This is a genomic window from Agrobacterium tumefaciens (assembly GCA_025559845.1).
GTDB lineage: Bacteria > Pseudomonadota > Alphaproteobacteria > Rhizobiales > Rhizobiaceae > Agrobacterium.
Genome location: CP048469.1, coordinates 237,213 through 250,337 on the forward strand (window position 1 = coordinate 237,213; position 13,125 = coordinate 250,337).

8 protein-coding genes are annotated in these 13,125 nt (G+C 58.7%); 4 read left to right on the forward strand and 4 right to left on the reverse strand.

The features are described 5' to 3' along the window. The first annotated feature begins 1 nt into the window (after position 1). Together FY156_01175 and pdeM are read left to right on the forward strand one after the other, a co-directional pair. Complete coding sequence (locus FY156_01175; GenBank protein UXS00198.1) at positions 2 to 2,521, forward strand: ligase-associated DNA damage response DEXH box helicase; 2,520 nt, start codon at positions 2 to 4, stop codon at positions 2,519 to 2,521. A gap of 14 nt (positions 2,522 to 2,535) precedes the next feature. Beyond that, positions 2,536 to 3,270 (forward strand): ligase-associated DNA damage response endonuclease PdeM, encoded by a 735-nt coding sequence (gene pdeM, locus FY156_01180; protein UXS00199.1) that lies wholly within the window; start codon positions 2,536 to 2,538, stop codon positions 3,268 to 3,270. A gap of 8 nt (positions 3,271 to 3,278) precedes the next feature. On the opposite strand, the gene FY156_01185 is transcribed toward pdeM, so the two are convergent. The 4 genes from FY156_01185 to FY156_01200 all read right to left on the reverse strand — a co-directional run bounded on the left by FY156_01185 (position 3,279) and on the right by FY156_01200 (position 9,692). Next, positions 3,279 to 3,716 (reverse strand): universal stress protein, encoded by a 438-nt coding sequence (locus FY156_01185; protein UXS00200.1) that lies wholly within the window; start codon positions 3,714 to 3,716, stop codon positions 3,279 to 3,281. Between the two features lie 128 nt (positions 3,717 to 3,844). Further along, on the reverse strand, positions 3,845 to 4,672 hold the full coding sequence (locus FY156_01190) for a TIGR02186 family protein (protein ID UXS00201.1): 828 nt from the start codon (positions 4,670 to 4,672) through the stop codon (positions 3,845 to 3,847). Then, positions 4,669 to 5,595, reverse strand: a complete 927-nt coding sequence (locus tag FY156_01195) for a sulfite exporter TauE/SafE family protein (GenBank protein UXS02975.1) — start codon at positions 5,593 to 5,595, stop codon at positions 4,669 to 4,671. Before FY156_01195 ends, FY156_01190 begins: the two co-directional genes overlap by 4 nt. 263 nt (positions 5,596 to 5,858) lie before the next feature. Then, positions 5,859 to 9,692: a hemagglutinin gene (locus FY156_01200; GenBank protein UXS02976.1), complete on the reverse strand. Its 3,834-nt coding sequence runs from the start codon at positions 9,690 to 9,692 to the stop codon at positions 5,859 to 5,861. A 375-nt stretch (positions 9,693 to 10,067) separates the two neighbouring features. Here FY156_01200 and FY156_01205 point away from each other — a divergent pair, with 375 nt between their 5' ends. Then, positions 10,068 to 11,864, forward strand: coding sequence for an acyl-CoA dehydrogenase (locus tag FY156_01205; protein ID UXS00202.1), 1,797 nt, complete (start codon positions 10,068 to 10,070; stop codon positions 11,862 to 11,864). 37 nt (positions 11,865 to 11,901) lie between these two features. Next, complete coding sequence (locus FY156_01210) at positions 11,902 to 13,110, forward strand: acetyl-CoA C-acetyltransferase (protein UXS00203.1); 1,209 nt, start codon at positions 11,902 to 11,904, stop codon at positions 13,108 to 13,110. Positions 13,111 to 13,125 lie beyond the last annotated feature (15 nt).

A 13,125-nucleotide genomic window follows, 5' to 3' on the forward strand; every position in this document is an offset into this window, starting at 1 on the left:
GATGAAACTTGCCGAGTCGTCCATTTCCGGCATTCAAGTCGGCGCCTTGCCTCTGCCGTTCCAGAAATGGTTTGCGCAAAAGGGGTGGCAGCCGCGCGATCATCAGCTCGAGCTTGCCGCCCGCGCGCATGGCGGCGAAAACATGCTTCTCATCGCGCCAACCGGTGCGGGCAAGACGCTTGGCGGCTTCATGGCATCGCTGACAGACCTGGCGGAGCGCGGTAAGGTGCCGCCCGGCTCGGGTTTTGTCGGTGTGCACACCCTGTACATCTCACCTCTCAAAGCGCTCGCCGTCGATATCGAGCGCAATCTGATGAAGCCTGTTTCGGAAATGGGACTGCCGATTTCTGTTGAAACCCGCACGGGCGATACGCCACAGGGCAAGCGACAGCGCCAGCGAATAAAGCCACCGGATATCCTGTTGACGACTCCAGAACAGGTCTCTCTTCTTTTGGCCAGCAAGGAAGCCGAGCGGTTTTTTCGCGACCTGAAATATGTGGTGCTGGATGAGTTGCACTCACTGGTCACCTCCAAGCGAGGCCATCTGCTGTCGCTGGCTTTGGCCCGCATCCGTAAACATGCTCCTGCCATGCGAACGATAGGCCTTTCCGCGACGGTTGCGGAACCGATGGATTTGCGTCGTTATCTCGCACCGCAGGTGGAAGGTTCCAAACCTGCCGGTGTCATCACCGTTGAGGGCGGTGCAAAGCCTGACATTTCCATTCTGCAGACGGATGAGCGTATCCCGTGGTCTGGTCATTCGGCACGTTATGCCATGCAGGATCTTTATAAGGCACTGAAAGAGCATCAGACGACGCTGATCTTCGTCAACACCCGCTCGCAGGCGGAGCTGATCTTCCAGGAACTCTGGACCATCAATGATGATAATCTGCCGATCGCGCTGCATCACGGCTCACTGGATGCCGGGCAGCGGCGGAAGGTGGAAGCCGCCATGGCGGAAAACAAGCTGCGCGCTGTGGTCGCCACATCCACACTCGATCTCGGTATCGACTGGGGTGATGTCGATCTGGTCGTCCATGTCGGCGCGCCGAAAGGTGCAAGTCGCCTGGCGCAACGCATTGGTCGCGCCAATCACCGTATGGACGAGCCATCAAAGGCCATTCTCGTGCCCGCCAACCGTTTCGAGGTGATGGAATGTCGTGCCGCGCTCGATGCGAATTATATCGGGGCACAGGATACGCCGCCAATCGCCGAAGGTGCGCTGGACGTTTTGGCGCAACATGTTTTGGGGATGGCCTGCGCCGAACCGTTCGATGCGGATGAGCTTTACCAGGAAGTCAGCAGCGCTTCGCCTTACGCGACCCTCTCACGCCACACCTTTGACCGGGTGGTGGATTTTACCGCGACCGGTGGCTATGCGTTGCGAACCTATGAGCGCTATGCCCGTATCCGCCAGATGAAGGACGGTCGCTGGCGTGTCTCAAACCCACAGGTCGCCCAGCAATATCGACTGAATCTCGGTACCATTGTCGAAGCCGCTGAACTGAACGTTCGAATGGTCAAGCGCAACGCCAAGGGAACTCTGGGCCGCGGTGGCATGTCGCTTGGCAAGGTTGAGGAATATTTCCTCGAACAGCTCGTGCAGGGTGACACCTTTCTGTTTTCCGGAAAAGTGTTGCGGTTTGAAGGGATCAGGGAAAACGAATGCCTTGTTTCCCAAGCTTTCTCGATGGACCCCAAAATTCCATCTTACGCCGGCGGGAAGTTTCCGCTTTCTACCTATCTCGCCGATCAGGTGCGCTCGATGCTGGCCGATCCGCAGCGTTGGCACGCGTTGCCGGATCAGGTGCGTGACTGGCTGGCAATCCAGAAAGAGAGGTCGATCATTCCCAAACAGGATGAGTTGCTGGTGGAGACCTTTCCCTTCCGGAAGCGTTTCTTCATGGTCATGTATCCGTTTGAGGGTCGCCTGGCACATCAGACACTCGGCATGCTTTTGACGCGGCGGCTGGAAAGAGCAGGCGCCAAACCCATGGGCTTTGTCGCCACAGACTATTCCTTGGCCATCTGGGCCATGGATGATATCGGCAGACGCCTGAAATCTCGTCGTCTCTCGCTGGCAGACCTTCTCGACGAGGACATGTTGGGTGACGATCTGGAGGCGTGGTTGGACGAGTCATTCATGCTGAAACGCACCTTTCGCAATTGTGCGGTCATTTCCGGCCTGATTGAGCGCCGCCATCCAGGCAAGGAAAAGACCGGGCGACAGGTGACCGTCTCGGCCGACCTTATTTATGACGTTCTTCGCAGCCATGAGCCGGACCATATCCTGTTGGAAGCGACCCGTCGCGATGCCGCTGCAGGGCTTTTGGACATTGGCCGACTTGGGGATATGCTGAGACGGATCAAGGGCCACACCACCCATTGCGCATTGGAGCATGTCTCGCCGCTTGCCGTGCCGGTAATGCTGGAAATTGGACGCGAAACGGTAGCAGGTGAGGCGCAGGACGATGTCCTTGCTGAAGCCGCAGACGAACTCATCGCCGACGCGATGTCTTGACGAAGGAAATGAACGTGCTGAGCCGCCTTGCCCTGAGCGAGAGATTCTCAACCGGCTTCGAGTGCCTTGGCTCGGAGATCGACGTCAACGGTGTTGCCGCCTGGTGCGATCCCCTGGGTGGGCTGTTTTTGCCCGATCTGTCGCTGTTGGTCGTGTCCGATCTGCATCTCGAAAAGGGAGCGGCTTTTGCCCGGCGGGGAAGACTGCTGCCGCCTTATGACACCATTGCCACGTTGAAAATCCTCGCTTCGCTGGTCGCCCGTTATGATCCCAAGATCGTCGTTAGTCTGGGCGACAATTTTCACGACCGTGTTGGCTCTGAATTCCTGCCGCTGCCCTTGCGCGAAATCATCAAGGAGATGGCGGCGGGCCGCGAATGGATATGGATCAACGGCAACCATGATCCTGATGGCACAGTCGATCTTCCTGGCTCCTCGGTGGATGAGATGTTTTTCGGAAACCTCGTTTTCCGGCATGAGCCCAAAGCCAGGGCTGCGGACGCAATTGGGGAAATTGCCGGCCATCTCCATCCTGCGGCAACGGTTCGTCGCCGCGAAAAGACGGTTCGCCGTCCCTGTTTTGCGACTGATGGCGCGCGCCTGCTGATGCCGGCTTTTGGGGTCATGAGCGGCGGTCTGGATTTGCGACATAAGGCCATGGCAGGCCTCTTCGATCGGAATGCGCTGGTTGCGCATCTCCTTGGTCGGGATCGAATTTACGCTGTAAGGTTCTCGAACCTTCTGGGGTAAGCGCTGCCCTATTGCCGATAGACCAGAACCGGAATCTTCGAGTTTTTCAGCACTCTTGCGGTGACGCTGCCGAGCAGCATTTCCAGAAAACTTTTGCGACGATGTGAGGCCATGGCGATCAGGTCGCAGCCGCTCCTGTTTGCGGTTTCGATGATTGCTTCGTCAGGGCGGCCGGCTCTCGCCAGGAGGGCGTCGCATTCCAGCCCCATCGATACGGCGCGTTCTCGCGTGTTCTTGAGCAGGTGCTCAGCCTCCTCGCAGCGGTGGAATTCCTCTTCGGCAATGGCGGCGATGTCGTCGACATCGCTGGCAATCACATGAAAAGGTTCGGAGACCGTGACCACAGTCACTTTCGCGCCCGCGTCCTTTGCAAGGGCAAAGCCATTGTCGACCGCAATCTGCGCCAGCGGCGAACCGTCGGTGGGAATGAGAATGTGCTTGAACATGACATTTCTCCTTTTCATCCCGGTTACAGCCGACGAGGCGACACCACGTGTCACCGCGGCCGTAACGCTTTGAATTTTACTGCAAAGCGATAAAGGAAGCGAATGCTATCTTTGCGGCCGAAGCCTGATCAGTCCTTGCGGAAGATGATGCTGGCACCCCAGCCGGTGATGACGGCAAGCAGGACGCACAATGTGCCGTAGGCCAAAGGTGTTTCATGCGCGGCATTGGTAATGGCCTGCTCCATGCCTGTCTTGACGACGCGCAGTTTCAACTCGCGTTGGGCAATGAAACGCCCGCTCTTGAAGAGGTAGGCATGGGCGGTATGTACACCATTCGGCACATTGGCGGGAAGGCGAAGGGTTGCCCAGAAAAGTCCTGTCCGCTCCAGACGCACACCCGTCGCGTCGTTGCGATAGATACCGCTGGTGAGCTTGAGCCGCCGGTAAGCCTCCTGGAAATCGAACACGTTGTCGGGCACGCCGGAAAAGGCGGCGCTTTTGAGCGGCAGGTGATCGACGCCGAGCCCCATCGCCCGTAGCGTGCCGGCAGAGGCGATGGAATTAATGTCGCGCGTGCTCGCCATCGAATAGGATTCTGGCAGAGGCGTGAACGTAATTGCACTGGTATTGATCCATATGCCCGCAACGCGATCCTTCTTGCGCACGGTCATGTAGTCGTTCGGCCCCTCAAGCGTGACGATGATATCGTATTGACCGATCGCCAGCAGCAACTGGTCGGTGTTGTTCAACGCGCCAAAAAGCGTGAAATCCGCGCCGCGAAAATCCGATGTGATGGGAATTTCCGTTGTCGATGCGCCGATTTCGATGTTTTCCTGCAATGGCCCCTGCTGCGGAGCGATCGGGATTGCAAGTGGCGGCGTCTGGGCCAGAGCCGTGCCGGCAAACAAGGGTAAAAGCAGGCCAAGTATCGCGGCAACAGGGAGACGGCAAGTCAATAGCCCAACCCTCCCACGGCAACCGAAAACAGATCGTCGGGACGGACGACCAGCGAGACGGCAAGGCGAAGCGCCACCGCGAGCACCAGCAGTGCCAACAATGCGCGCAACTGTTCGCCACGTAGCTTCTGCCCGACGCGTACGCCATATTGCGCGCCAATAACGCCGGCAACCATCAGAATGAAGGCGAGAACGACATCGACCGAATAGTTCGTCGCAGCCTGCACGATCGTCGTATATGCCGTGACGAAAATGATCTGAAACAGCGACGTTCCCACGACAACATTGGTCGGAATACGCAGGAGATAGATCATTGCCGGGACCATGATAAAGCCGCCGCCCACACCCATGATTGAGGTGAGGACGCCGATACCAAAGCCGAGCGTTATCACGGGGATGACGCTCAAGTAGATCTTCGATTTCTTGAACCGCATTTTCAGCGGCAGCCGGTGCACCCAATTGTGTTGGCCAGGTCTGCGCAGCACCACGCTTTCGTTGCGGGCGCTGCGGCGAAGCGCCGAAATGCTCTCTTTCAGCATCAAACTACCGACCGTGCCAAGCAGAATGACATAAAGCAGCGATACGATGAGGTCGAGCTGTCCGATGCTTCGCAGGAATGAGAATACCCAGACACCGACCGTCGCGCCTGCCAGACCCCCGACCAGCAACACGCTGCCGAGTTTCACGTCCAGCGTTCCGCGCCTGAAATGGGTGATGGAGCCGGATACCGATGAGGCAACGACCTGGTTCGCGCCGGTGGCGACTGCGACGACAGGAGGAATGTTGTAGAAGATCAACAGCGGGGTGATCAGAAATCCACCGCCCACACCGAACATGCCGGACAGAAAACCGACAGCCGCACCCATGCCGAGAATGATGAAAATATTCACCGACAGTTCTGCGATCGGCAGGTAGACAGTCACGGCTCGGACCTCGGGCGCATGGTTCCGGGGCGGCATCGTCTGTCCGGGTGGGCAGCCGCGCCGCGATTTACATTTTCTGTCTGAAAAGGCCGCGTGTAACGACCTTCTCACCTCATGCCCGCGAGGACTTGAGGTGTCAACATTCAACGGGAAATACGTTGATATTTTGGAAAGATAGAGGAGGTGTGAAGGCGCAATGACAAACAGTCATCCGCAAAACAGGGAAAGCGGCCCACTAGGCCGCTTTCTGTTGTTCGCTCGTCTTACTTGTTGCGTTCCAGCAAAGCCGTCACCAGTTCGTTGGTGATGCGACCATCGGGTGACTGCCCGACTGACTTCTGGAAGTCCTTGATGGCGGTAACCGTGTTTTTGCCGAGCTTGCCATCGGGCGTACCGGCATTGAAGCCATTGTTGTTCAGGATGGCCTGAATGTTGCGGATCGCCTTTTCCATGTCGACGGATGCGGTTTTGACGCCTTCTTTTCCAGCCCATTCATCGGGCGGATTAACACCATTCGCATCTTCGTTCAGCGGCGTGGCCTTCCAGGCGTCAACCTTTGCCTGAGCACTTTTAAGCTGCTCAGGGCTCAGAGCCCTTGCCACTTCATCGCGTTTCTGGCCGGCGTCAGCATCGCCATCCTTGGCGGCAATCGCGAACCACTTGTAAGATTCCTCGATGTCCTGCTTCACGCCGCTACCGCGGGCGTAAAGGATGGCCAGGTTGAACTGGCTGTCGCGAACGCCGAGTTCCGAAGCCTTGATGAACCATTGCGTCGCAGCGGCGAAATCCGGCTGACCGGCGGCATCGGAGGCGAGCAGAACGGCGAGATTATGCATTGCGCCGGCGTTCCCCTGTTCCGACGCCATGGTGTAGTAGCGCTTCGCTTCAACAAGGTTACGCTCAACACCGTTCGCCTTTTCGTACATGTTGGCGAGGCGGTATTGCGCGGGTGCAAGGCCGCGATCTGCGGAAAGTTTGTACCATTTTGCCGCCTCAGCACGGTCTGCGGTAACGCCGCGGCCATCTGTGAAGCGTACGGCAACCTCAAACAGCGCGGTTGCATCACCTTTCGCGGCGGCATCGGCAAGCGAGGCTGGCTCGATACCGGCAGGAACGGCGATCGCCTCCTGTGCCTGGGGGGGCGCTACAACAGGTGTTTCGGTCTGCTGTGGTTGTGCTTCAGCGACCGTGTCGGCGGTTGCGGCATCGACGGTTGGCTTCTCGGCAACAGGGGCCTCTTCCGGCAGCGGTGCGCCGCCGACCACGCGTTCATCGATGACGTTTTCCGGCTGACCAGCGTTTTCAAGGCTGTCTGCGGCTGTCGCCTCTTTCTGGTCGATGATGAGGTCGGAGGGAATGGTCACGCTCTGTTCGGCGCCATCAGGCAATGCGGAAACCGGAGCTTCGCCGGTCTTCTGTTCGATTGCTGCGGGAGCGGGAGCGTCTCCACCGCCGATCATCGACTTGACAAGCGGCATCGCCATCATCGCGAGAAGAATGGCACCGATACCAAGCAGGAGCGGACGACGATAACGGGAAAGTGCCGAAGCACCCGACTTGCCCGCTTTTTTGCCAGTCTCATTCTTTTCCGGGGCCGTTTCCATGGCGGCAGCCTGCGCGGCGCGGCGAGCGGCAGCAATGAAGTCGGTACGGCTGTCGGCATCAACCGGCTTGCCGCTGGCGGCGATCTGATTTGCCCTTACCCGCTCAAGGATCTTCTTGATATCGGGTGCGCCGGAACCCGGCTCCAGCAGTTCGTTTTCCTGACCGGCTGGAAGAACGTCGATCGGGTCGAGCGACGGTGCCGGTTCGACCTGCGTGCGGCCGGAGGTAGCAGGTACTGCCTCCTCTGAAGCGGTCGGAGCCTTCGCCGTGCCGGAGCGGAAGCGCTTCGTCAGACCGGCAAGCAGGCTCGTTTTTTCCTTCTTGGCGGGCTTGGCAGCTGCTGGCGGCGCAATCGTTGCCGTCTCTGCGTCGGTATCGGCAAATGCTCGCGTATCGTTGAGGATCGCCTGTTCTTCGGCGATATAGCCCTCCTCAGGGAAGACTGCTGCCGGCATTTTCACATCGTCGCGAGCCGCCTGCGGCTCGGCAACAGGCGACATCATCTGCTGCGCAATGTTGCGAACAGGGTTTTCCTCGGCATAGACGGGCGAGTGCGCAGCCCTGCGGCCGAAATCACGCCCATTGTCACGACCCAGATCATGATTGTCGAGATTGTCCAGGCGCCCGGCGATCTGCACCAGAGTCTCGTGCAGCGCCTCGAACGTCCGGTGCGTCCGCTCCTCGGTGTTTCGGCTCAGTTCTTCCAGACTGCGCAGGTCATTTGCGAGGTCGTTCAGAGCCGTCACGTCGGTCAGGCTGGTGCTCGAAGCGAGATTGTTGCGCGTATAGGCTTCCAGCACGGCCTCGGCCGCCTGTCGTGCTGCCTCGATGATATATTCGTCGTTCGACGACATGTAGTCTTCGATCGCCGCCATGCGCGCGTCGAGTTCCGGCGAAAGTGCAATTGCTTCCGTGCGGCTTGGCTGGCTGACGAGAGAAGACAGATGTGCGATCTGGCTTTCAAGGCTGAGCAGCGCATTGTTGTCGGTCGGTGCAGCGTAGGAGCTTTCGTCCAGGCGGGCGGCAATGTCGCCAAGCCGCTCTTCCAGGCGCAGGAAGGCGCTGTCATCGAATGCCGCTGCCGGCTGCTGCTGGCTGTAACGATAGTCGAGGTCGTCGATCCGGCGGGCGATCCCGTCGAGCCGCTCAGCCAGTCCGTCATTGATGGCGCCGTGGTCAAGCGCTTCGATTTTGCGGGAAATGTCGTTCAGGAAAGACGTCAGTTCGGCCTGCTGTGACGGGCGCTGCGAATGCTCCAGCAGCAGGGAGAGCTGATCCAGTCGCTCATGCAATTCGGTGGCTTCGCGTGCTCCGCCCAGCTCGTCGATCTTGCCGGCCAGTGTTTCGAGGCGAGCCGTCAGTTCGGAGGTCGGATCAGGTCTTGCCGCGAGGCGATTGATGTCGTCAAGTTGCTCGGCGAGGCTGCTCAGCCGGGTTTCCAGGCGCTGCGCCAGCGCAGTGTCCATGGCCTGTGTGTTGGAACGGTTGCCAGCGGCGGCAATGGCACGGCTGATTTCGTCGAGCCGTTGGTCGAGGCCTGAAAACTGCTCGGTAAACGCCGCCTCATTCGGCCGCATATGTTTGCCAAGTTGTTCGACTGCACCGGCAATGGCAATCAGCTTGTCTTCGAGAACGCGGACGGCAGGATTGTTGCTCATGCTGCCGAGTTGCGTCTTGATGTCGTCCAGACGATAGGCAAGCGACACGATCTCGTCCTGGAGGGACGCAGCATCGAAACCGCGCAGGCTGTCTTCGACGTTGTTCCAGCGGCTTTCGATCCGGTGAACGCTGTCTTCACGGGCAAGCTGATCCATCAGCAGGCGCAGTTCCTCGAACTCGCCTCTTAGTTCCAGAGCGTCCGTCGGTGCGAGGCCGCCCAGTTGGTCGATACTGCTTGCCAGTCGCGAAATGTCGTCACGCAGATCGCCTGCAAATTGCTGGTCTTCCGCAAATGAGCGAATGTTGCGGATTTCAGCACGAAGGCTGTGCATTTCGCGGGCTACACCCTCGGAAATGTCGTGTTTCAGTTCATGGCGCAAGTTGACGAGGGCCTGTGCAATATCCTGCAAGGCACCGTCATTCTGCTGCGGCTGCGGTTCAGCCAACGGGCGCTGACGGGGGGCTGGGCGAGCTGTATCGGAAGATGCGTCCTGTCGCTGGGATGCCTGAACAAGCGGTCGGCTGATCGTGCGTTCGGGACGTGTCACGGGCTCTTGCGCGCGTTGAAAACGTGCCTCCAGCATGCGCTGGCGCTGGCGGATTTCGTTAACGGGATCGAGCTGCGGCGGTGCGACCGGGAGGCGCTGCTCCGCTTGTGTCGGATGCACTTCGTTTCTTGCTTCCAGGGCCGCGCTGCCGGCCCGCTGTTCGCGCGGAAACTTCTGGCTCATCAATCCTTCGATGCGGGCTTCTAGGCCCTCAATGGTGCGATTGAGCGCATCAAGAGACGATCTGTCGCTTGGCTGTGGAGTTTTTGATCGCAATCCGTTCATCTTCTCGCTCGCTTCGCTTACCGTCCGGCGTATCCTGCTGGATGTCGTGATGGTGACCCATTGGCCGCGCCATCGCAGTGACATCAAGGAGTTTTCAAGCCGAGTCCGCCTATTTGGGGTAAATGCACCGATTCACGAAGCAGTCACCTTTCGGGGAACAATTCACGAAACGTGGTAAAGAAGTAGTTAACTATGGTGAGAATTTTTTAACTTTTGCGGCAGAGCCGTGTCCTTCGGCCAATCGCGTACCTGAGGTAGAATTTTCGAGCTCGAATAAAGCAACCAAAATTATTTGACGTTTACGCGCACGTCAAATAATGTGCGTGCATTGCGCCGGATTGTCTCCGGCTTTCACGATGCGGAGGAACATCGGTAATGCCTGTTTACAAGGCCCCTGTCAAAGACACGCTTTTTATCCTGAACGACGTGCTCGGCCTGGAGCGATACAACAATCTGCCGGGCTTTGAGGATGCAACGCCTGACATGATCGAGGCGATTACCGGCGAGGCTGCCAAGCTTGCAGAGGAACAGCTTTTCCCGCTTAATCTCTCCGGCGACCAGCAGGGTTGCAAGCGTGCAGACGATGGGTCCGTTTCCGTTCCCGATGGCTTCAAGCAGGCCTATGACGCCTATTGCGAAGGTGGCTGGACAGGTCTTGCCGTCCCGGCGGAATTTGGCGGTCAGGGGCTTCCCTATACGCTGCATGCGGCGATCGGCGAATACATGTCGTCTGCAAACCTCTCACTGATGATGTATCCGGGCCTCACGCAGGGCGCGATTGCCGCCATTCTCGTTCATGGCACCGATGAGCAGAAGAAGACCTATCTGCCGAAGATGGTTGAAGGCACATGGTCCGGCACGATGAACCTGACGGAGCCGCATTGTGGCACCGATCTTGGTCTGTTGCGGACGAAAGCCGTTCCGCAGGGCGACGGTTCCTACAAGATTTCCGGCCAGAAGATCTTCATCTCGGCTGGTGAGCACCCGATGACGGACAATATCGTTCACCTGGTTCTCGCCCGCATCGAAGGCGCTCCGGAAGGCACCAAGGGCATTTCGCTGTTCATTGTGCCGAAGTTCCTTGTCAACGGCGACGGTTCGCTTGGTGCCCGCAACGGTGTTGTCTGTGGTGCGATTGAGCACAAGATGGGTATTCACGGCAATTCCACCTGCGTCATGAACTACGATGACGCGACCGGGTATCTGATCGGCGCGGAGAACAAGGGCCTTTCGGCCATGTTCGTGATGATGAACGAGGCTCGCCTTGGTGTTGGCCTGCAAGGGCTTTCGATCGGTGAAATCGCCTATCAGAACGCTGCCGAATATGCCCGCGACCGCATCCAGGGCCGTTCGCTCACCGGTGCGAAAAACCCGGACAGGAAGGCCGATCCGATCATCGTTCATCCGGATGTGCGCCGTACATTGATGACGATCCGCGCCTTTAACGAGGCAGGTCGCGCTTTCCTGCTTTGGACGGCGTTGCAGTCGGATATCGCCCATCGCTCACCGGACGAGAAGGAGCGGCAGACGGCGGACGATTTGCTCGGCCTGGTCACGCCGATCCTGAAGGGTGTGTTGACCGACAAGGGCTTCGATCACGCAGTTGCAGCCCAGCAGGTCTTTGGTGGCCACGGATACATCGAAGAACATGGCATGAGCCAATATGTTCGCGATGCGCGTATCACCATGATCTACGAAGGTGCCAACGGCATTCAGGCGCTCGATCTGGTTGGCCGCAAGCTCGGTCTCAACGGTGGCCGTGCCGTCATGGCGCTCTTCAAGGAGATCGGCGATTTCTGCGAGGAGAACCGTGCGGATGAAAGCCTGGTGCTTTACACCAAGGGTCTGAAGAAAGGCTTGAACGACCTTCAGGCTGCGACCATGTGGTTCATGCAGAACGCCATGGCCAAGCCGGACAATGCCGGGGCCGGTTCGACCGACTACATGCACCTCTTTGGCCTTGTGGTTCTGGGCTATATGCACGCCCGCATGGCAAAGGCTGCGCAGGCAGCGCTCGCGTCCGGTGCCGCATCGGACGAGCAATACCTCAAGAACAAGCTTGTCACAGCGAAGTTCTTCATGGAGCGTATCCTGCCGGAAACGGTACTGCGCAAGGCCCGCATTGAAACCGGTGCCGATACGACGATGGAACTGGCTGCCGAAGCATTCTGATAAAGCTGGCGCCCGTGCGCCGCAGGGAGATTGAGAAATGACCGAGGTTTATATTTACGATCACGTCCGCACACCGCGCGGACGCGGCAAGAAGGATGGTAGCCTGCACGAAGTGCCGTCCGTTCGCCTTGCCGCCAAGACGCTCGAAGCCATCCGCGACCGTAATGGACTGGACACGACCACCGTCGATGACATCATCATGGGCTGTGTTGATCCAGTCATGGATGCTGGCGCCGTCATTCCGAAAGCCGCAGCTTTTGAGGCCGGCTATTCGACCAGGGCACCCGGCATGCAGATCTCGCGCTTCTGCGCGTCGGGTTTGGACGCCATCAACTTCGCTGCTGGAAAGGTTGCAGCCGGTTCCGACGATATCGTCATTGCTGGCGGCGTCGAAAGCATGTCGCGCGTTGGCATGGGGATGTCTGGTGGCGCCTGGTACATGGACCCGTCGGTCAACTTCCCGGCCTTCTTCATGCCGCAGGGCGTTTCCGCTGATCTCATCGCCACCAAATACGGTTTCAACCGTGATGACGTGGACGCCTATGCGGTGGAAAGCCAGAAGCGCGCCGCCCACGCCTGGGAAAACGGCTACTTCAAAAATTCCGTCGTTCCTGTGAAGGACCGGAACGGCATCGTCATTCTCGACCGGGATGAGCATATGCGCCCGGGCACGGATATGCAGGCGCTTGCTTCGCTCAATGCATCCTTCCAGATGCCGGGTGAAATGGGTGGCTTCGAAGCTGTGGGCATCATGGCGCATCCGGAAGTCGAGCGGATCAACTACGTCCACCACGCTGGTAATTCTTCCGGCATCGTCGATGGCGCGGCGGCAGTGCTGGTCGGCTCGAAGGCCGGTGGTGAATCCATGGGCCTGAAGCCGCGAGCACGGATCAAGGCGTTCGCAAATATCGGCTCCGATCCGGCTTTGATGTTAACGGGTCCTGTGGACGTAACGGAAAAGCTGCTGAAGAAGACCGGCATGTCGTTATCGGATATCGACCTGTTCGAACTTAATGAGGCCTTTGCGGCTGTCGTGCTGCGCTACATGCAGGCCTTCGATATCAGCCACGACAAGATGAACGTCAACGGTGGTGCAATCGCCATGGGTCACCCGCTGGGTGCCACGGGCGCGATGATCCTGGGCACGGTGCTGGATGAACTGGAACGCCGTGATCTCAACACGGCGCTGGTCACGCTCTGCATCGGTGCAGGCATGGGCACGGCAACCGTCATTGAGCGCGTTTGATTTCGGGAGGAAACC

Excerpts from the sequence above, each read along its gene's own strand:
- FY156_01185 (UXS00200.1), bottom strand. The coding sequence starts at position 3,716 with ATGTTCAAGCACATTCTCATTCCCACCGACGGTTCGCCGCTGGCGCAG.
- FY156_01205 (UXS00202.1), top strand. The coding sequence starts at position 10,068 with ATGCCTGTTTACAAGGCCCCTGTCAAAGACACGCTTTTTATCCTGAAC.
- FY156_01200 (UXS02976.1), bottom strand. The coding sequence starts at position 9,692 with ATGAACGGATTGCGATCAAAAACTCCACAGCCAAGCGACAGATCGTCT.
- FY156_01210 (UXS00203.1), top strand. The coding sequence starts at position 11,902 with ATGACCGAGGTTTATATTTACGATCACGTCCGCACACCGCGCGGACGC.
- FY156_01175 (UXS00198.1), top strand. The coding sequence starts at position 2 with ATGAAACTTGCCGAGTCGTCCATTTCCGGCATTCAAGTCGGCGCCTTG.